At 38.7% G+C, this 21,316-nt stretch carries 19 protein-coding genes; 13 read left to right on the top strand and 6 right to left on the bottom strand.

All coding sequences use genetic code 11. From position 1 onward, the window contains the following. The first annotated feature begins 37 nt into the window (after positions 1–37). Both RCP16_RS08480 and RCP16_RS08475 read left to right on the top strand, forming a co-directional pair. The gene (locus tag RCP16_RS08480; RefSeq protein ID WP_308642166.1) at positions 38–1,360 is read left to right on the top strand and encodes an amidohydrolase; all 1,323 of its coding nucleotides are present in this window, start codon (positions 38–40) and stop codon (positions 1,358–1,360) included. Between the two features lie 168 nt (positions 1,361–1,528). Further along, positions 1,529–2,137, top strand: coding sequence for an undecaprenyl-diphosphatase (locus RCP16_RS08475; RefSeq protein WP_308642165.1), 609 nt, complete (start codon positions 1,529–1,531; stop codon positions 2,135–2,137). A gap of 110 nt (positions 2,138–2,247) precedes the next feature. On the opposite strand, the gene RCP16_RS08470 is transcribed toward RCP16_RS08475, so the two are convergent. Further along, the gene (locus RCP16_RS08470; protein ID WP_069328213.1) at positions 2,248–2,592 is read right to left on the bottom strand and encodes a DUF3243 domain-containing protein; all 345 of its coding nucleotides are present in this window, start codon (positions 2,590–2,592) and stop codon (positions 2,248–2,250) included. 376 nt (positions 2,593–2,968) lie between these two features. Here RCP16_RS08470 and RCP16_RS08465 point away from each other — a divergent pair, with 376 nt between their 5' ends. Together RCP16_RS08465 and RCP16_RS08460 are read left to right on the top strand one after the other, a co-directional pair. Continuing rightward, positions 2,969–3,547 carry a hypothetical protein gene (locus tag RCP16_RS08465; RefSeq protein ID WP_308642164.1) on the top strand — a complete coding sequence of 193 codons (579 nt, stop codon included), beginning with the start codon at positions 2,969–2,971 and terminating at the stop codon, positions 3,545–3,547. 216 nt (positions 3,548–3,763) lie between these two features. Next, entirely contained in the window at positions 3,764–4,318 is a 555-nt protein-coding gene (locus RCP16_RS08460; protein WP_308642163.1) for a LytA/YqiH family protein, read from the top strand. A gap of 114 nt (positions 4,319–4,432) precedes the next feature. On the opposite strand, the gene mprF is transcribed toward RCP16_RS08460, so the two are convergent. Together mprF and RCP16_RS08450 are read right to left on the bottom strand one after the other, a co-directional pair. Next, positions 4,433–7,078, bottom strand: coding sequence for a bifunctional lysylphosphatidylglycerol flippase/synthetase MprF (gene mprF, locus RCP16_RS08455; protein WP_069328216.1), 2,646 nt, complete (start codon positions 7,076–7,078; stop codon positions 4,433–4,435). 342 nt (positions 7,079–7,420) lie between these two features. Continuing rightward, the gene (locus RCP16_RS08450) at positions 7,421–9,064 is read right to left on the bottom strand and encodes a multicopper oxidase family protein (RefSeq protein ID WP_308642162.1); all 1,644 of its coding nucleotides are present in this window, start codon (positions 9,062–9,064) and stop codon (positions 7,421–7,423) included. Between the two features lie 379 nt (positions 9,065–9,443). Here RCP16_RS08450 and RCP16_RS08445 point away from each other — a divergent pair, with 379 nt between their 5' ends. Next, positions 9,444–10,373, top strand: a complete 930-nt coding sequence (locus RCP16_RS08445) for a cellulose binding domain-containing protein (RefSeq protein WP_069328217.1) — start codon at positions 9,444–9,446, stop codon at positions 10,371–10,373. 168 nt (positions 10,374–10,541) lie between these two features. Continuing rightward, entirely contained in the window at positions 10,542–11,408 is an 867-nt protein-coding gene (locus RCP16_RS08440; protein ID WP_308642161.1) for a VOC family protein, read from the top strand. Positions 11,409–11,509: 101 nt separating this feature from the next. Here RCP16_RS08440 and RCP16_RS08435 read toward each other — a convergent pair whose 3' ends face one another. Next, positions 11,510–11,935 carry a DUF4190 domain-containing protein gene (locus tag RCP16_RS08435; protein ID WP_137224143.1) on the bottom strand — a complete coding sequence of 142 codons (426 nt, stop codon included), beginning with the start codon at positions 11,933–11,935 and terminating at the stop codon, positions 11,510–11,512. Positions 11,936–12,079: 144 nt separating this feature from the next. Then, positions 12,080–12,541 (bottom strand): IDEAL domain-containing protein, encoded by a 462-nt coding sequence (locus RCP16_RS08430; RefSeq protein ID WP_069328220.1) that lies wholly within the window; start codon positions 12,539–12,541, stop codon positions 12,080–12,082. A gap of 186 nt (positions 12,542–12,727) precedes the next feature. Here RCP16_RS08430 and RCP16_RS08425 point away from each other — a divergent pair, with 186 nt between their 5' ends. From RCP16_RS08425 to RCP16_RS08410, 4 genes are all read left to right on the top strand, one after another. Next, positions 12,728–13,228, top strand: a complete 501-nt coding sequence (locus RCP16_RS08425) for a mismatch-specific DNA-glycosylase (RefSeq protein WP_069328221.1) — start codon at positions 12,728–12,730, stop codon at positions 13,226–13,228. A 119-nt stretch (positions 13,229–13,347) separates the two neighbouring features. Then, a complete protein-coding gene (locus RCP16_RS08420; protein WP_069328222.1) occupies positions 13,348–13,935 on the top strand; it encodes a TetR/AcrR family transcriptional regulator in 588 nt (195 codons plus the stop codon). A 47-nt stretch (positions 13,936–13,982) separates the two neighbouring features. Next, positions 13,983–15,434, top strand: a complete 1,452-nt coding sequence (locus RCP16_RS08415; RefSeq protein ID WP_137224339.1) for a DHA2 family efflux MFS transporter permease subunit — start codon at positions 13,983–13,985, stop codon at positions 15,432–15,434. A gap of 151 nt (positions 15,435–15,585) precedes the next feature. Next, positions 15,586–16,203, top strand: a complete 618-nt coding sequence (locus tag RCP16_RS08410) for a flavin reductase family protein (RefSeq protein ID WP_308642160.1) — start codon at positions 15,586–15,588, stop codon at positions 16,201–16,203. 62 nt (positions 16,204–16,265) lie between these two features. Here the strand turns inward: RCP16_RS08410 and RCP16_RS08405 are convergent, their stop codons facing one another. After that, a complete protein-coding gene (locus tag RCP16_RS08405) occupies positions 16,266–18,044 on the bottom strand; it encodes an ABC transporter substrate-binding protein (protein WP_308642159.1) in 1,779 nt (592 codons plus the stop codon). Between the two features lie 125 nt (positions 18,045–18,169). On the opposite strand from RCP16_RS08405, the gene RCP16_RS08400 reads away from it, so the two are divergent. From RCP16_RS08400 to thiD, 3 genes are all read left to right on the top strand, one after another. After that, on the top strand, positions 18,170–19,492 hold the full coding sequence (locus tag RCP16_RS08400) for an MDR family MFS transporter (RefSeq protein WP_308642158.1): 1,323 nt from the start codon (positions 18,170–18,172) through the stop codon (positions 19,490–19,492). A gap of 69 nt (positions 19,493–19,561) precedes the next feature. Beyond that, entirely contained in the window at positions 19,562–20,380 is an 819-nt protein-coding gene (locus tag RCP16_RS08395; protein ID WP_308642157.1) for a uroporphyrinogen-III synthase, read from the top strand. Between the two features lie 126 nt (positions 20,381–20,506). Continuing rightward, positions 20,507–21,316 (top strand): bifunctional hydroxymethylpyrimidine kinase/phosphomethylpyrimidine kinase, encoded by an 810-nt coding sequence (thiD, locus tag RCP16_RS08390; RefSeq protein WP_069328227.1) that lies wholly within the window; start codon positions 20,507–20,509, stop codon positions 21,314–21,316.

The raw sequence follows: 21,316 nt of genomic DNA, 5'->3' as shown, positions 1-21,316 counted from the left end.
TAAATCATTACTTCACTATACAGGAGGCAGTACACCTATGCGTATCCATATCCGTAACACAACTATTTTGACCATGAATCAGGAGGAAGCCCCTTTTATCGGTGATATTGTTATTCATAATGATCAGATTGAACATGTGATTCGTATAGATCAACAATCTATAGAGTCCATAATACCACCACTTACAGGTAATGATGTTCAAGTTATTGATGGTACAGGGAAAGTCACGATGCCAGGCTTGATTAATGCTCATCAACATACACCCATGAATTTGTTAAAAGGATTTTCAGATGATCTTAAATTAATGGATTGGTTGGAAAAGAAAATGTTTCCCGCAGAAGCTCGAATGACACCAGAAGATATCTATTGGGGGAGTCAATTATCAATGGCGGAAATGATTCGTTCAGGGACAACGACTTTTGCCGATATGTATATGCATATGAATCAGATTGCTCAAGCTGTGGATGAAGTGGGCATGAGAGCATCATTAACCCGTGGATTGGTCTTTCATGATGATGATCAAGGTGTACGTATTCGCGAAGCGATAGAACTGGTCGAAAGCTGGCATGGACAAGCGGAGGGACGGATTACAACGATGTTTGGCCCTCATGCGCCTTACACCTGTCCACCTGAACCTTTGCAAGAAGTAATGCATTTGGCAAAGCAATATGACTTGCCGATTCATATTCATCTGGCAGAGGCAAAAGAAGAGGTGATAACGATGCGTGAACGTTATCAGCAGACACCTACGCAATATCTGTATGAGTTAGGGTTATTTGAACAATTACATGTGATGTTGGCACACAGTGTTCATTTAACCAAACGAGATATTCAATATCTTAAAGGAATGCGTGGAGGTGTTATTCATAATCCAGTCAGCAATTTGAAATTAGGATGTGGGATCGCTCCGATTACTGAAATGAAGCAACAAGGCATAACCGTAGGATTAGGAACAGATGGAGCAGGAAGTGCCACTACGCTCGATATGTTTCAAGAGATCAAAGCAGCAACATGGCTCCAAAAGTTAGATTATGGTGACCCGACAGTACTACCTGCCTATCAGTCTTTACAGATGGCTACAATTGAAAGTGCCAAGTTACTAGCTATAGATCATGAGACAGGATCATTAGAAGTCGGGAAAAAAGCAGATATGATTCTTATTGATCTGAATCGACCCCATTTGCAACCCGTGCATAATATTGTCTCGCTACTGGCGTATAGCGTAAATGGAGCAGATGTAGATACTACGATTGTAAATGGTAAGATCCTTATGCAAAATCGTCAATTATTAACGTTAGATGAGCAAGAAGTGATGCGTCAGGGCAATAGACGAGCCAAACGAATTGTAGAAGGTATCTAATTTCCTAATGGATTTTGAAAGTAAGCACAACCTGATCTAAGCCACTCTATCTAGTCTATAGATAAAGTGGCTTTTTTTACATTAATTTTACAATAAATTTACACTAAGTTGATAAAAGAAGGTGATTGCTTTAAAATATTAGGCTGGGATGTAAAGGAGGAACAGCAATTGAATTTTTCGCAAGTAGACTATGAAGCTTTTCGCTGGATTAATGATGGAGCAGAAGTATTTTCATTTATCAATCCATTGATGTTGTTTTTATCAAAGTATGCGGTAGTGTTTTTTGTGATTGGAGCATTGATTTATTGGTTTACACGTGCACATGCTAATCGCCGAATGATCACTCAAGCATTATTATCTGCAATGATCGGATTTACGATGAGTTGGATATTAGGCAAATTATTTTATCGCGATCGACCCTTTGTCAGTCATGAAGTGTTTCAATTGGTACATCATGAAGCAAATGCTTCTTTTCCTAGTAATCATGCTTTAGGCGCATTTGTAATTGCGATGACGATCTGGTTATTCCGTCGCCGTGATGGTTGGATCTGGTTGGTTCTGGCTTCAGGGATTGCGATTGCTAGAGTATGGACAGGTGTGCATTATCCTACAGATGTTCTTGCTGGAGCTTTACTAGGAGTGTTGATTGCGGTTGTAGTACATAGAGTATTTACACGAATATCACTCGCCAAAAGCTTAATGGAATTAGGAATTTATCATTATGAACAAGTTGAAAGCAAAGTGTGGCGCAAATCAGGATATCGCAATCGCTCATAAAGGAATAAAAACAAAAAAATCTGCTTGAGATCATGGTGTCTAGTTTCAGACATTTCTGATCAGAAGCAGATTTTTTGATCTATAATTTAATCTATAAATGACAAATTGTTTTATTTATCCGCTTGAACCATACGTACCAACAAATGAGCTAGCTTGTGACGTTGATCTTCGTCGCCAACTTTCCACAATTCATATAGCAATTTCTCTTCACGATTACGTGGTTCTTCATGAGCGGCTAGATAATCAGCTACTTTTTGTGCGATTTTCGCTAATTTTTCTTCGCCTAATCCGATAGATTCGCCCAATTGAATACGTTTGCCCAAATAAGATTTGAACGATTCAAAGTTGCTTAAAATATCATCTTTCTGATCATCACTCAAACGATTTAGTGTAGTTTCCACCTGTCCTGTTGCAATTTCGCCGTCTTTTTTCACGATATGTGATTCTTCTGACATTATGAATTCCTCCTCGTTGTTTGTGGTGTACTACGATATATATAACCTGATTCGATTTTTCTAATCTGCTCACGATAAACTTCTTTTGAATCATTACTCTCAGGTATTAGGACAAGGTATTAATTTTGTTAATCACTTTTAACTTTATTGCAACTTTTGAATAGAAATAGTGAAGTATACTGAATATAGAAACAAGCCAATCCGACAAGTACACACAAGATCGAACATGTGTATCTACGTATAATTGGAAAAAAGTTACATGATTCTGTGAGTACTAATTACGGGTAATAAAGGCTACACCCGGTTAACGAGTTACCAACACATAATTGTTGGCGGTCTATTGAGCTGACCGACCATTTTAAGGAGAGATGAAGCGATGTTTAAAACAATGATGGGTATTTTTGGTGCAGGAGCTGCTTCATTGATCCTCTTGACTTCTGGAAGCATGACTCAGACTTCAGGAACGGTCACAGCTGAAGCGGCTACAGTTACACAGAGTGTATATGCAGATACGTATACACCAACAGCGAATGTACCTGCTGATGGTACATACACAGTCTTTATCAACAAGATTGAACGTGATACCGATGCAAGTCATTATGAGCTTACTGTAGATCCAATCAACTGGTATACAGGAGAAGCAGCTAATGTTGAATTTAATAAAGAAAATCCGGATAGTGGGATAGACGGAGCACCGGATGGTTATTATATTACGAATGAGGATACAAAAACATATCATTACGCTGTAGCAGCAAATCCTAAAGTATTGATGCAAATTTACGATCATACAGGTCAATGGCAAGATATTGATACCAATTGGGATGAGCCTCTAAGTATTCAGAAGCTGAATGCCATTTTCCAAAAACCTGATCTACTTGATCCTACTTCGTTTCCTTACCACATCACGGTAAAAGATGGACAAGTGACCAAAATCGTACAGCAGTTTATTCCTTAATATGCTGTGACATCAAGATAAATCTTCAAGGGACTGTTGTACTGGCGCAATTATAGACCAGTGAAGCAGTCCCTTTTCTATACCTAGCCAAATCACATAAATTTTGCGGAGTCGTATCAATCTGGTATGATCTTTATATACGCTTTAATGCTGAATAGGTGATCGTTTGCAACTTTTGCCACAGTTATGCGTTACACTACTTGAGGAGGTGCATTTATGATGCAACGAAATATTCAATTACTACTGAAACGGACTCCATTTGCATTAATCTTGTTAGTCGGCATTCTAATGTTGGCAGCATGTGGCAATAAGGAGCAACCAGCAACAGCTCCTGCTGAAAATGGTAGCACTGGAACAACAGACACGAACACAAGTACAGAGGTAACACCACCGGCTACAGGGACTACAGATGACTCTTCAGCTGAAAGTGTAGAAGACAACAACGAAGCTACAGATGACAATACAGCTGGAACGACTGAGGAAAGCGTAGAAGCAGATGATAACAACGAATCTACAGATACGACAACCCATTCCACTGAAGCTGAAACGAAAAGTGCTACAGGTACATTTACAGGACTTGCAGACGAACATTCTGCTGAGATTATGGTAGATGGTCAACCTATGGTATTCCAATTGAGCGATGAAGCTCAAACTGTTGCAGGAAGCTTGAAAGAAGAAGCAAAAGTTAGCTTCCAGTATACAGAAAAAGCTATTCCTGGTGACGATACAATCAAATCTATGACAATCACTAAGCTACAAGAAGCTAAATAAGAGATTCCTATCGATACCACAGTATACAAAAAGCTCCGAACCCGCCATATGGTGAGTTCGGAGCTTTTTTTGTACAATGCATTTCAAAAGTAATTCTATAAAAAATATCTACTATTATACAGGTTCTGCTTGTTCAGGACGGCGTGATACCAGTCGAACCAGATCAAGGGTAAGGATAGGGAGCGCCATACCTGCTGGATAAGCTAAGTATCTCGCTTGCCATTCCGGTGAGAATTTTTCTTTATAACGACGTAATCCTTCAAATCCATACCAATGTCCACCATATTGGAAGACCAGACGCGCTAGTTTTTCTTCACGGTGTGCATTTTGATTTTCACCTACACTTGAAAGTGGAGACATGCCTAGATTGAAATACGAATATCCTTGTTCTTTGGCCCATTCGATCAAGCGTACAAATAATACATCCATGGTACCGTTCGGTGTATCGTTCAAATGACGCATCAGATCAATAGAGATGACTTTATTCTGATCGTAAGCAGGAGCCAGTGTTGCAAAAGCTAGAATCTGACCTTCAGCATTACGCAATAGAGCCAAAGGAGAACGCTGGATATACGGTTCATTGAACCATCCTAAAGAATACGCTTTTTCTTTACGATCGCCTAACCATTCATTAGAAATCTGACGTAGTTCTGCTAACAGATCAGCATGATAGGGAGGAGACAGTACTTCGAATGTCTGTCCTTCACGATCTGATTTGTTTTTGGCGGTTCGTAAGTTTTGATTGCTTTTCCCTGTTAACGTAAAGGTCGCTAATGGAACAAGTGCTTCTTCGCCAAGCTTGAAGAAGTTATACCCATTTTCATGATAGATCGAAAGATATTCAGGAGCTGCCTGATAAAAGACCACTGTTAATGCATAATGATCGGCATAACTCTGAAATTCTTGAATGGCTGCGCCGACCAGACTTTTATTACCAATCGGATCACCAAGCACAATTAATTTATCACGCACACGGGAGTACGGAATGAGAATTTGATCATTTTGCGCCCAGTAGAAGTTTTTATCACCAAGATAGAGTAGATGTGTCAGTAAATTTCCATCTTCTTTAGCAATAAAGTCAGTGAATTTCTCAATCTGAGCTTCGTCTGGACGAACGCCAGTGTACCGATGCGGACGAAGGGTAAAAATCGATGCGATCAGAATCAAAGCACCAATAAATCCAATTACCGCGGTCACCGCATATTCATGTGGATCTAAAAACCAGTGTTGAGCACGTAACGGTAAATGACGCAAAATAGCAGGATGAATATGAGTTCCAATCACGTAATACGATAATGCTGAGATGAAAGCAAGGAATGCCCATATCCAGATACTGCGTGCAGACATACTTGTACTTTCACGGTTAAAGCGAGCACGTGACACCCATAGCACCAAAGCTACAATTAGCAAAATAATCGCTTCTTCGTAATCGAATCCTTTGGCAAATGTGAAAATAGCTCCGGTTAACAATAACGCCCCTGTTAACAAGTAAGCACGCCGGATACGAAGTGAAATCCCTCTAGAAACAATAATAAGCATAATACCGATAATAACGGATAATTGTTCTGAGAAACGCATAAGCGGTAAAGATAACAAATGTTCCATAAAACGCAAACGGTCGATCAGACCCGGTGTTGCCGCAGATAATAGTAATATCACACCACTGGCAAAGACTAATTTGCCTAATGCCCATGCACCTAGATCGCTAAGCAATCCGAACTGAGAAGGCCATCCCCAGAATTTAACCCATGTGTTACGAGAAGCATCGAGACTGGTTGTCAGCATTTCACGCATTTGCTTACTGCTCGGACTCATTTCAAAAGCAGCCAAGACCAGACCGATCAACCATGGAACAACAAAATAGAAAATACGGAACAATAACAAAATGGTAAGTGCGCGAGATGGATCAACACCTAATGTGTGTAAGCCAAGTAGTGCAATTAGATCGAATGCTCCGATACCACCTGGAGCCATACTGATAATCCCTGCAATCGCCGCTACAATATAGACACCGAATACAGGAGCAAATGGCAAATGATTCAGGTCATAAAAAGCGAATAGCCAGAACAATGTACCTGCACAAGCCCATTCTAGAACTGAAGAACCGATCGAAGCGGCAATTACTTTCCACGGTAATTTACCCTCGCCTTTGTGAAACCATTTAGCAAATAATGAAGAACGTTGCATCAATAAAAAGAAAGGGAAATACAATGAAACTCCCCATACTCCAAATCGAAGCCATGGATGTTGCTGGAAAATAGGTTCAACCGGGAAAACGCCGATTAATGTCAAACAGCCCAGTAAAGATAATCCAACGAGAACGATAGGGGATAAGAATAAGACTGCTGCACCCATCGTTTTCATAGGTACGCCACTTTTTTTATACAGCAATGTACGTAACCCTACGCCTGTAAGACCTGCGAATCCAATCATATTGTTAAATGTATTGGCAATCCATGCATAGCGGTATGTTGTTTTCCAATTGACATCGAGCTTAAATTGCTTGCGTAGTAAATAATCATAAGTACTCATTGCCGATACAGCGATAAAAGAAGCAATGATTAATTGAATAACGATATGAACAGGCATCATTCGTAATTCATGAATAATTTTGGCTAAGTTAATATTCTGAATCTCATGTCTTCCATATACAAAAATAATGGCCAAAATAGCTACAGGAATCAGTATCCTAATAATTTTAGCGCGGTATAACGCTGTGAATAGTTGTAAAATTTTAAGCTTTCGAAGCGATTCTCTCATTGTCTCGTCGACTCCACCTTTTAGACAGATTGAACTTATTATTTTTTTAGTACAGCATATTTATTCATATAGTATTCTTTGCCAAATGATGTATAGCTTAATATCCCTACCTATCATACTACATCGGTATGTGTAAAACACATTTTGAGATCGTTCTAGCAATCATTTGTATATTTCAACATAAATGGAATAAAAAATCCCTTCTAGTTGAAGTGTAAGGTTCATACAATGATGAACATGTTCTCACTATCTACTACAAGGGCAGAATATAACTATAATAAACAATTCTTTTATGATTTTATTTACACTAATGTAACGAATATGAGAATCAGATCAAGCTTTTCACTCTGAAATATTACCAGCTTCAGGATCAGGATGATACTTGGTTTGATAATCTTCATAGATGACATCAGTCATCATGCCCATAGAAGCATGGTGCAATTCATGGCAATGTACCATCCACATCCCCGGATTATCCGCACGAAAAGCAATGACATAAGTGTCACCAGGTCGCACATTGATGGTATCTTTCCAGATCGGTGAACCAGATAAAGCTTGTCCGTTTTTGGATAAAACTTCAAAAGAGTGTCCATGTAGATGCATCGGATGATCTTCATTTTTGGACTCATTTATCAGTGTGATTTTAACAGCATCACCGGTTTGGACTTTGAGTTGACTCACTTGTGGGTAAGCTTCTTGATTAATCGTATAGGACATTTTACCATCAATCACACCCATATCCAAATCTAACGTATATTCACGATCAAACACAGACTTCAATCCAAATTCACTTGTTGTCGGTTGACCATAAGTCGTTAGATCAAGAGGCTGTTGATGGTCTGATGGTATAGAAGTCATTTGTGCTTGATATGAAGTTATCTTCTTAGTTATTTCTGTTAGTGTACGTTTAGATCCTTTGGGTTCAATCACAATAGGAATACGAACCGATTGTGCAAATGAAGAATCTCCGACCATACCGATCCATTGTATGCCTGTCGTATCCGCTGTAAATTCGATATCATACCTTTCTCCCGGAGCAATCACCAGTAAGCCGTTACTTAGCGTCTGAGGTCGATTGATATCATGTCCATCGGTCGCTGTCACACGATAAGCATCCGAATGAATATATAAAGTCTGTGTCATATTACCAGCATGAACCAAGCGTAAACGTACGCGGTCTCCCTGATGAACAACGATAGGCTCTATTGAATCTCCGCTGCGTCCATTTACCGTATAGAGATTATAAGCACCCATATTACTGTTTATAGCTAATGTATTGCTTTCACTCTCAGGAACAGTGGTATGAGGGTCTGACCACTCATCTATTACCAGTGTGTGATCAGAAGAGACGGTATCCTGTTTCTTTTTCACAATAAAGGAGCCATATAATCCTTTACCAATCTGATTCAAGCTATCTTGATGGGAATGGTACCAGTACGTTCCTGCTTGATTGGCCTTGAATGTATAGGTGAAGCTTGCCCCCGGTTGGATCGCATCTTGAGTCATACCAGGTACACCGTCCATTTCATTAGGCAAAACAACACCATGAACATGAAGAGCAATGGGCACTTTTAATTGATTTTTCAAATGAATCGTTACGGTATCGCCTTCGGTTACTTCTAGTTGCGGGCCGGGAACCGAATTATTGAATGTCCATACAGGCAAATATTTACCCTTTTCGATTTCCAAATAAGACGTTTGAGCGACTAGATTGATTTGATTATTTTGGATAATAGAAGGTGGTGTAGTTATCTTCGCTGGACGCTCTGTTGTACTGCCTTCTGGAGCAGATGCTGTTGTACCTATATGATCCATCGACATAGAATGCTCTTCATGTTGTGCGTTTGAAGTAGATGAATTCGGTGGAGTAGTCGTTGGTTGTGTTGTAGAACTGCAACCTGCGATAAGAAGAATCATAAGAAGATAAGTCAAGCTTAAAGATGTTTTGGTAGTTGTGGAAGACAAATAGAGCCATAATCGATTCAATGTATATTCTCCTCTACTAATGTAAGATTATTCTATTCTATTATGCCTTTTTTTAACTTCCATATTTCAAAAAGGAATTGTCATTTTCTTGACGATTGATCTGTGGATAGCAAATAATGATGGGTGACAAAAATGTTACTTTTTGTTGAATAATGTGTTTAAACGCATTACTTACTGTTTAATAATCATTCACGAGGCTCTGTTGTTAGAAGCTGTTAGAAGCTTCATATTGACAATGTATGCAGTTATTTTGCCCAAAAGGAGGATCGATCATCAGTACCACATAGAAGCGAAGAGCCGAATACTTAATGCAAGACCCGATGAATGGATTGAAGAGCACATATGATCTAACCATAACAATAACGGAGGTATACGATTCATGATCAATAAATCTAAAAAAGCTTCACTTCTATTAGCGGCTACGATTTTAGGTACAACAGCAGGTAGTTTTTTGGTAGCGCCAAGCGCTCATGCAGCGATCGAAAGCAATGTCGTTAAAAATGATATTAACTGGGATATGCCTTCTGCTCCAGCAGCACCTTCTGATGTAAATGCTCGTGCAGGTTCTGAACAAGTGGTATTAACGTGGGCACCTATAGATAATGCCAAAAGTTATGACGTTAGACGTTATAATGTAGTCAATAACACATATGATAGTGTAAAAGCAAATGAAACGACTGTTTTGACAACAGGTGTAACGGATGCAGTGTATATGGATACTTCCGTAACAAACGGTCAAATTTATGGTTATGTAGTTAATGCTGTGTATGGTGATGGACAGGTGAGTCAAATGTCGATGCCTGTGATCGCTACGCCAATGGAATTATCCGGAAATGTGAAAGACTCCATTGTGTTGCAATACAAATCAGGAACAACAGCCGGTACAAACAGTAGCGTGATTCAACCTACATTCAACATTATGAATACGAGCGGTACACCTGTGAACTTGAGCGATATTCGTGTTCGTTACTATTTCAATGGTGGAAAAGAATTAACAGCTAAAAACTTCTCCGCAGGTAATATCAGTTTTGGTTCTCGCAATATTGAACCTAACTTTGTTAGCTTAGAGAAAACATACAAACAAGCAGACAGTTACCTTGAATTGCTATTTAATGCTGAAGCGGGAATTATCAGAGCAGGTGACGAAACAGGCCCAATGACCTTTACTATTCAAAAAAATCAAAGTGGTACTTCTCAAGACAATGATTATTCCTACAATAACAGCTCCGAATTAACAGAATGGAATAAAGTAGCTGTATACTATCAAGGTGATCTTGTATGGGGAACAGAACCTGATCTAAATAACTAATATGGTGCTAGTGCAAAAAGTGATCTTTTAAAGATCACTTTTTTTGCTTTACCATATAATAAAATTTCAACTACATACGTGATTGATATTAACTTATACTTGCATAGTTACTTTCTAAATGGTAACATACTTATATAAAATAACTAAAGAAAAGAAAGGGACTTTCCTATGAATACTTCCGTGATTAGTCCAGCACTTCAAATCGGACTTGTTAAGCTTCGTATCAGTCAATTAGAACGTTCATTAACGTATTATACCGAGGTTATTGGACTTAAAATATTACGCCAAGATCACAAAACAGCAGATTTAACTGCCGATGGAAATACAGTACTGCTTCAACTAGAAGAAATTGAAAATGCTAAAATTTTACCACGCCAATCGGTGGCGGGTCTGTACCATTTTGCTATTCTGGTTCCTGATCGTACAAGCTTGGGATTGGTTCTTCGTAATCTTGCAGTTCGTAATCAACAGATCGGGCAAGGAGATCACTTAGTAAGCGAAGCTTTATATTTGTATGATCCAGATAATAATGGGATTGAAATTTACGCCGATCGTCCTCGTTCTACATGGCAAAAAGATGAGCGCGGGCAATATATTATGGCAACAGATCCTGTCGATGTTGATGGATTATTAGCATTGGCTGAAGGTAAAGAATGGACAGGGCTTCCAGCAGGCACCATTATTGGGCATGTTCATTTCCATGTACCTACATTAGCAGCGGCTCGTCAATTTTATGTAGATATCTTAGGATTTGAAATTGTCCTTACCGATGATCGTAGTGTGCTGTTTATCTCAGCGGGTGGATACCATCATCATCTTGGTCTGAATGTATGGGCAGGTGTAGGTGCTCCTGTAGCTCCAGCGGATGCAGTAGGCATAAGCTATTATACTTTGAAAATGCCAGATCAAGCTTCAATTCAAGAAGTCGCTCATCGTGCCCGAGCAGCCGGTATTCCTGTTGAAGAAAAAGAAGGACAATTGTGGTTAACCGATCCTTCTCATATTCAAGTTCGTTTTTATAGTGATGTTTCTTAAGTCAACTATGTATTCAATTACAAGATGTGAAATTAAGATTATCAATACAAAAAAACCGATGCGTTAATGCACCGGTTTTTTGATGATGTCTTTTTGTCTTTTTAATAAAAAGAGTCGGTATTCATATCTGTTTCTACACCGTCTTCATAATAAGTGTCTTCACTATATGAGCCTTCGCTTGTTCCATAAGCAAGTGCAGCAATAAAAGCAAACACGATAAAAGCGATCATAATTAAATGAATTAATGTACCTAGTCCACCACAGATTAAGCCTGCAATTGCCATACCTTGACCTGCTTGTCTACGTGTTTTTAATTCTTTCAGTGCGAGAATACCAAATATAATTCCCAATATTCCGATCACAATACCTAATCCCGGTAGCATGAGCAGCGAAGCTAATGAAGAAATACCTAGAACAAGAGCAGCGATCGCTTTACCATTATTGGTCATCGGGTATTGGGGTGGATAAGGAGCAAATGGGGGAGGATTCTGATTGCCAGGTGGATAATTCGGTTGATGTGGGTCCATAAAAGTACCTCCTTAAAATATGTATAATTGATCCGCTTTTTTTACTTCTTATCATACCATTGAATCCACATATAAAAAACAGGAGACTTTTCTGGCGGGAAAAGTTTCCTGTGGGGTAAACCATACTATAGGGTTAGCAAACGTTTAGATCGAAGTATGACTTGAAAGCGGACGAGTTAGGTTCAAATACATCGCAGTCAGCTCATCAAACCATGTTTTGTCTTTGCTGATCAAAGCAATATCGATTAGATTTTTCAATTGTTCTGGTTCTAATGTAACAGCATCTTGAAAAGAAATTTCTGCTGAAGCGGTAACTACACCTAGAGAATCTTGTTGTAAATATACACGGATCGTACTGTCCATATATTCTTGTCTCAAAAAGTAAATAATTTCGCTCATCAGAATCGGACGAGAGTGAGTAGGGTAGGTGCACTCCATAACTTTAACCCAATAATGCTTGTTAGTGAGTTGAACTAAACCGTTCTCGTCAATCAATCTATGGTCTGCTTCAATATGGTAACTAAGATCGAATGTTTGTATAGGGAAATTTTTGCTTAATTGTTTATGAAGGACAGCATAAATTTCTTGTTCGTTTAATTTAATCATGCTAATCATTCCTTTGCTATTATATATTTTTATAAAACGTTTTGGATTGTAAGGGTCAGGTCAACTTTTCAGGTGATGATTTGCAGATTATCAAGCTGTTAAAATATATATCGGTCAATAGACTCATATTTTGTATATATTTTGTCGAAAAAAAGGAAAAAATGTTATAGGAAATGAGGACTATATATGTCAGAAGTTGAAGATCATTTAAAAAAGGGGCTATCTATTCTATTTATCGGTTTTAATCCAAGTCTGAGATCTGGAGAAGTAGGGCATCATTATGCTAATCCACGCAACCGATTTTGGAAAATTCTTTATGAAGCTGGTCTTACAGATCGCTTGTATACACCTGGTGAAGATAGTGAGCTTTTGGAATTAGGTTATGGATTTACTAACATTGTTTCTCGTCCTACACGAGGGGCAGAAGATATTCTGCCAGAAGAATATGCGACCGGTCGACAAGAATTACGAGAGAAACTTACAAAATACCAACCAGAGATTGCTTGTTTTGTCGGTAAAGGAGTCTATCTTCAATATAGTCAACGTGCCAAAGCATCATGGGGGTTCCAAAAAGAACCTATAATAGAAGGAATACGAGAATTTGTAGCTCCTTCTTCCAGTAGTCTGGTGCGAATGCCTGTTGACGATATTATTGATATTTATCGACATCTTTCTGATGAACGATAAGGGTAAATTAGAATACAATCAAAATAAAAGATTGAACAAAATAAAATTTGACAATATGATCAAAAACCGTTTTAATTATGTAGACCGATCGTTATAATTAATTTGAAGGATGTGAATGTATGGGTGAAAAGTCTAACTCACGCGATCTGATTGTAGAGACAGCAGCGAGACTTTTCTTTTCACAAGGGTATCATGCCACAGGGCTGAGCCAGATTATCAAAGAAAGCGATACGCCTAAAGGTTCTTTGTATCATTATTTTCCAAATGGCAAAGAAGAATTAGCTTATGTCTGTATTGAAAAGACCAATGAACATGTATTGGAAAAGTTCAAAGCTGTTTTTGAACAACATCAGACAACAGGCGATGCGATTCAAGCCTTTATTCGCGATATGGCAGACGATACTGAAAAATCCGGATTTACTGGCTTTTTACCCTTTAGTTTTTGGGCAGCAGTAGAGACTTCGTGTATTAGTAACAAATTGCGCTCCGCTTGTCAGGACGTATTTACAGATTGGCAAGAAGTGATTGCTGATCGTCTACAGCAGGAGGGTGCTTTGGAAGTTCGTGCTAAGGAAGCAGCATTACTCATGATCTCGATGATGGAAGGGGCTTTGATTATTAGTCTGACCAATCAAAGTAAACAACCTATGTTGACAGCAGCAGACTATTTGTCAGCGATGATGAAGACAGCAGTATTAACAAAATAAACAATAGATAGAGACAGTTTTAGGAGGATGGGAACGTGGACGTAAGTATGAACGCAGATGCTATCAAAGATCAGCCTGAAGGAAGAAAGTACAAAGTATTACCGATTATGATTTCATTGCTATTGAGTGGATTTATCGGCTTATTTAGTGAAACAGCATTGAATGTAGCGATTAGCTCATTGATGGGACTACTTAGTGTAGATGAAGCTACGATTCAATGGTTAACAACAGGATATCTATTGGTATTAGGTATTCTCGTACCTGTATCCGGATTATTGCTACAATGGTTTAGCACAAGACAACTATTTATTACATCGTTAACTTTTTCGATTGTCGGAACGATTGTTGCGGCTTTGTCACCTAACTTTGAAATACTGTTAATTGCACGTGTATTACAAGCAGTAGGTACAGGATTATTGTTACCACTACTATTTAATACCATTTTGATTATTTTCCCGATTGAAAAGCGTGGAGCAGCCATGGGCTTGATTGGTCTAGTTATTATGTTTGCACCAGCGATTGGTCCTGCAATATCAGGTTTGATTTTAGCTAATTTAACATGGCACTGGATTTTCTGGATTTCATTGCCGTTTCTTGCAATTGCTTTGATCTTCGGAATATTGTTCTTAGAAAATGTATCTAAGATCACCAAACCTAAAATCGATATTCTTTCGATTGTGTTATCAACACTTGGATTCGGCGGAATCGTATTCGGATTCAGTAGTGCAGGTGAAGGTTCTGGAGGATGGGGAAGCCCTGTTGTAGTCGGAACATTATTATTAGGAGCTGTTTCATTGTTATTGTTTGGCTTCCGCCAGATGAAGATGAAGCAACCAATGATCAATCTTCGTGCTTTCAAATTCCCGATGTTTACAATCGGTCTGATTCTTGTATTTATCTGTATGATGATGATCTTATCTTCTATGTTGATCTTACCGTTATACTTGCAACAAGGTATGGCTTTGACGGCTCTAGGAGCAGGTCTTGTATTATTACCGGGTAGTTTACTGAATGGTTTCTTATCTCCAGTTATGGGTCGTTTATTTGATAAATTCGGTCCGAAATGGTTAGTGATCATCGGGTTGTCGGTTGCGACGATCGCTTTGTTCTCATTCACTAGAATTCATTCAACAACGCCTGTCGGTCTGATTATTGGATTGCATACCGCACTAATGGTGGGTATATCTATGATTATGATGCCAGCACAGACGAATGGTCTGAATCAGTTACCACGTGAATACTATCCAGATGGTACAGCGATTATGAATACATTACAACAGGTGGCTGGTGCGATTGGTACAGCATTGGCTGTAAGTATTCTAAGTGCAGGTCGTGCTAACTTCTTAAGTGGAGTCGATAATCCGAAAGATCCAGCGAATGTGCTGTCCGCATTTACAGTAGGGGTGCAACATGCCTTTATCTTCGCTGTTGTGATTGCTGTTATCGGTCTGATATGCGCATTATTTATCAAACGTGTCAATGTAAAACACGGTATGTAATGATGTGATTAAGCCATCTGAACTCCTCAATCTGAGGATTCAGATGGCTTTTTTAGTCCTATTATCGCAATAGCTTTGGTAGGAATATCATGATTTAGTTTAAAAGATAAAGTACACCTATACTATATAGAAGAAAAAAAGGAGAATCATTATGATTACGATCGATCCAGCATCTATAACCAATATAGATAATTATAAATTAATCACCGGTTCTGTTATTCCAAGACCGATTGCGTTTGTGACCAGTCAATCGAGTACAGGAGTGCTTAATCTAGCTCCTTTTAGCTATTTTAATATTGTCGCTTCTGATCCACCTATTCTTTCCATTTCTGTAGCACGTAAAGGCGGCGAAATGAAAGATACTGCTCGCAATGTAATCGAGAATAAAGAGTTGGTCGTTCATATTGTGCATGAAGAATTAACCGAGCAAATGAATCATACAGCAGCTTCATTGCCTAGTGAACAGAGTGAACTTGAATTAACAACTCTTCATACTGTCCCTAGCGATAAAATCAAAGTACCTGGTCTTGCAGAAGCTTTGATTCGATTTGAGTGTGTGTTAGAGCAACATGTACCGATTAGCAATGATAGCGGTGAGATCATACAAGATTTATTGTTGGTACGCATTATTTGTTATCATTTTGATGAAAAAGTAGTCGATGCAGAGCGCTTCTATATCTGGGCAGATGTATTGAAACCAGTCGCTCGCCTAGCAGGGAATAACTATGCAGGATTGGCAGAGCAATTTACAATAGAACGTCCAAGTTAAATCTATAATGAAGTGATATCGAATAAAATAGCTAAAAAAAGACTGAGCCTTGATAATAAGGTTCAGTCTTTTGGCGATAAAGTAGGCTTAATCCATAATTTTGAAAGATTGATCCAACCAAATGCATCAGGATATAACCCTTGAAAAGAAGGATCAAATAGCAACTTTTGATTAGAATGATAAACAGGTATAAATAAAAATGAAGTGTGTAAAAATTGCTCAATCTTCTCAACATGCTGACTATAATCAGGTAAAGGTGCAGCAACAAAAGGAACAAGTAATTGATCTAACTCTTTTAACTGAGCAGGATTCAATAATTGACGTACATACGTTGATCGGTTACTAAAAAAGTTAAGTAATCCCCAAACGATATTTTCCTCTAACATTTCCTGTCCCATAAATAAATCGGCTTCTTGCATTACTGCTTTGGAAGCAAATGAATCACGCGGGCACAAAGTGAGGATCAGACCTATAGAACGTGCACGATCTTGTAACCATTTGCAGACTGCATGATTTTCTGCCCGATTCAGATAATTGAGTTTCAAAGGTTGTCCTTGATAGTCCGTTTGTTGCAGATACTGACGTGCTTGCTCTAATGAATACGTTGGAGCATGGGTTTGTTTGCTTTTCCACGGAAATAAGCTATACGCAGGCTTTAACCAATACTCAGAACATTGCTCTGTCAACAGTGGACGATCTAATAACATATGAATTACTTGTCTAAAAGTGGAGTCATGTTGAATCCCTTCTTTGCAAAAATTGAACATAATAAAATTACATCCAATCACTTTGTAATTCACCTGTGCAGGATCAGTATAATCTGTAGCTTTATTCTGACGAAATAGCTGATAACGTCGATCTGCTTGATAATCAGCCGTTACAAAATAAATATCCACACGATCCAACAGCGATCTTCCTTCAAAATAAGCATCAAAAGCATCAAGTACAATATGATTCTCACTAGAAGCGGTTAAGCGAAAAGCCCCTGTTCCGACCAATTGTCGACCTCGATCAGCCATATCATGATCATGCGGAAGAATGGACATACATAATGAACTAATATAATTCAGGAAAAAGGGATCAGACCGCTGTAGATAAAAGCTGATTGTATAATCATTATGAATCACAACAGAGTGAACATGGGTGAATTGCCAAAAAGCAGGTGAATCCAAATCACGTAGGCGTTCCCATGTATATTTTACATCCTCTGCGGTCAATATGCGTCCATGATGGAACCGAACTCCTTTACGCAAATAAAATGTCCAACATTGATCGGTATCATCGCTTTCCCAATAATGAGCCAGTTGAGGTATAAAAGTCTGTGATTCAGCTTGATATGTAATTAATAAGCTACAAATTTGACCGATCAAATGAGATTCAAACGCTGTAAACACAAATGCTGGATCCAATGACTCCAGAATACGACTCTGGTTAATCCGTAATACATCCAGTGTCTGAGAACCATGATGCTCAATATGAAGTCCAAACTGCTGTTCAAGCCGATATTGAAGACGCTGAACATAAGTATGGGGTAACTGTGGATGTTGTAACCATTGTGCGGCTTCTTGCAATTTACCTTGGGTGAGTAGTTGCTCAAAATAGACACTTAATACATGTTCAAGTGAGTGGAGTATCGTTAGCGTAGAATGATGTCCACGTCCACGACCGCTCTGCCAGTGAATATATCCTTCTTCTTGAAGTTTGCGTATAATCCACTTTACATTGCGGGTTGTACAATGCAGAAGAGAAGCCAAATGATCAATTGTTAAAGTATGTGTACTATGTAGGTCTGGATCATCTAATGACAATAGAATCGTTATGTAATGCTCTTGATGCTTCATATCTTTATCTCCTAAGCTGTATTGACTTGTAATATATAAAAGGGGAAACGATTGATTTAATCTTACTCTTTTTCTTCCTCTTTCTCCAGCTGATAATAAGATGACTGGAAGAGGAGGAATAAAGAATGGAATTTTTGCAATTGCACCGGACGATTCAACTGCGTATTTTGACTACATTTATTACCCGATTAACAGGAACGATGATTTTTCCATTTATGGCGATTTATTTTGCTGGCTATTTAGGTGCAGGCATTGCGGGTATTTTATTATTTTCTAGTCTAATCGTTCAACTGATTGCTAGCTTATATGGTGGGTATTTAGCTGATCGATGGGGACGTAAAAAGGTAATGGTATGGGGAGAAGGTATTCAATGTATAGCTTTTCTAGGTATGATGCTAGCTAACTCGCCTTACTGGCAATCAGCATGGTTTACATTTGCAATGGTGATTATACATAGTCTCTGTAATGGTCTGATCATCCCTGCTTCAGATGCCATGTTAATCGATGTAAGCACACCAGAGACACGTACACTAATGTATAGCATCAATTACTGGTCGATCAATCTGGCGATTACATTCGGGGCATTAATTGGTGGAGCGATGTTCAGTTCGCATCGGATGGCGTTATTTGGATTATTGGCGATCACAGGTTTGATCATCTGGTTAATTACGATCTTTTTGATTACAGAAACCTATGTACCACAGACTCATGTACAACAGAAGAATCATATACAACAGATCAAGCAATGGAATATTATTTCTAGTGGAAAATTGATTATTCGCAATTATCATCAAGTCTGGAAAGACCGACTGTTTATTCTATTTGTATTAGGTAATATGTTATTGTTATCGACTGAATTTCATTTGACTCAATATATAGGAGTTCGTCTGCAAAATGAATTTGTCCCACAAACGATAATGATCTGGGGCAATGGACAGCTAGAACTAAATGGTATCAAGATTCTAAGTATGATCCAGATCGAAAATACAGTTGGTATTGTACTCCTTTCATTATTTCTTGCTGGAGTGATCCGTCGTTCTAAACGTCAAATTTCTTGGATGAATGTAGCGGTTCTTATCTATATTACCGGATTTGCAGTGATGGCATTTAGCAATACACTATGGATACTGGCTGGAGCGATGCTATTAGCAACTGTAGGAGAGTTGATTCATGTGCCTATTCGTCAATCTCTGCTAGCTCAAATTATTAATGATCAATCTCGTAGTTCCTATATGGCTGTTCATGGAATGGGGACCCAAGGAGCTAGAGCCATAGCGGCTCTTGGGATTACTTTGGGCGTATGGATACCTTCCTATGGTATGTCGATCCTTATTGCTATGGTTGGATTAATAGGATTCCTGCTTATTTCTTATGTCATCAGTCGGGTACAAGCTTCGGCAAAAGCAACTTCGACACAAGGGGTTACCAAAAACCAAGTAACATTGTAAGATATAGAAAGTTGAGAACTAGCGTGCATATTAATGTATAAGCAACAGCATGTCTTAGGGGGGATTAACATGAGTAAAGGATCAAAACCGTTAAGCGGAAAAACAATCGTTATTGCAGGTTCAAGAAAACTCGATGAAATGTCAGCATTAATTGAGAAACAAGGTGGAACAGCGATTGTTCGCTCACTACAAGGTGTAACCACATTCAAGGAGCAAGAAATGGAGCAAGAATTGCGTCTGTTTATTGCCAATCGACCAGAATGGGTTATTTTCACAACTGGAATAGGAGCCAAAGCATTATTTGATGCCGCAGATCGTCTAGGGATCAAAGATCAATTTGTAGAAACGGTGCAACAATCTAAAATCGCTATCCGTGGCTACAAAACATATAACTTTCTCAAAACGCAAGAATTAGCTCCAGACATTCGGGATTCTGATGGAACGATGAAAGGTCTAGAAGATCAATTAGAATCGACCACATTTACAAAAGAACAAATATGGATACAATTGCATGGCGAGCCTGCTCCAGATCTTGTTCAGTTTTTGGAAGCAAAAGGAGCCTCATCTGTACATACCTTATTGCCTTATCTTAATATTGCACCCGAAGCGGACACGTTAAAGCAATTGCGTCAGGAGATCCAGCAAGGAAAGATTGATGCGATTTGCTTTACAACAGCGGTTCAAGTTCGCTATTTATTCAAAGATGCTCGTGAACATGGATATGAAGAGGAATTACGATCTGCTCTCAATCAAGGCGTGCTGGCTGTTTCTGTAGGCAAAGTGACTTCAGAAGCATTGACTCAAGCAGGAATCACCCGAATCGTAACTCCTGAAAATGAACGAATGGGCGCTATGATTGTAGAAATGGCGAAGTATTTTGAACAATAAAAAGTCTATTCATGAATAATTTGTGTACTCTAATGAAATTTTTCAGTTTATTTCATTGAAAAAGGTTCATTCTCATGTAAGCTTATGATAAAATAAACTATTATGTAGTGAAGGAGAAATACAAAGATGACTATACCTAAAACGTTAACTATAGCCGGATCAGATACAAGCGGTGGAGCTGGTATTCAAGCCGATTTAAAAACTTTTCAGGAATTGGGCGTATATGGCATGACCGTGCTTACCACGATTGTTGCTATGGACCCTAAAACATGGGATCATCAAGTATTCCCTATTGATCTGAAAGTAGTTGAAGCGCAGTTGCGTACTGTACTGGATGGTATCGGTTTTGATGCTTTGAAAACAGGTATGTTGGGTTCTGTAGAAATTATTGAACTGGTAGCACACCATCTGAATCGTTACCCAATGGATCGTGTTGTTATTGATCCTGTAATGGTATGTAAAGGCACTGATGAGGTTCTTCAACCGGAAAATACAGAAGCGATGTTAGAATTCTTGATTCCAGGCGCAGATCTAGTGACTCCGAACTTGTTTGAAGCTTCTCAATTAGCTAAAACAGGTCCTATCACTACAGAAGATCAAATGAAGCAAGCAGCGGCAATTATTTATGAGCGTGGAGCGAAGCATGTATTGATCAAAACACGCGGTAAGATTAAAGAAGGCAAAGCATTGGATTTGTTATATGATGGTCAAACATTTGACTGGTTCGAAGTGGATGCTATTGCTACGGAATTTACACATGGTGCAGGTTGCACAACTTCCGCAGCAGTAACAGCTGGACTTGCTAAAGGATTGTCTGTCAGAGATGCTTATGCTGACGCTAAAAACTTCATTACTCAAGCAATTGCTAACGGATTCCGTCTGAATGACTTTGTAGGTCCAACCCTACATGTGGCACACCGTTTGCAATTGAAATAA

Origin of the sequence: Paenibacillus nuruki (genome assembly GCF_963311185.1) — a bacterium.
Taxonomy (GTDB): domain Bacteria; phylum Bacillota; class Bacilli; order Paenibacillales; family Paenibacillaceae; genus Saccharibacillus; species Saccharibacillus nuruki.
This window is presented reverse-complemented; position numbering and strand designations above follow the sequence as displayed.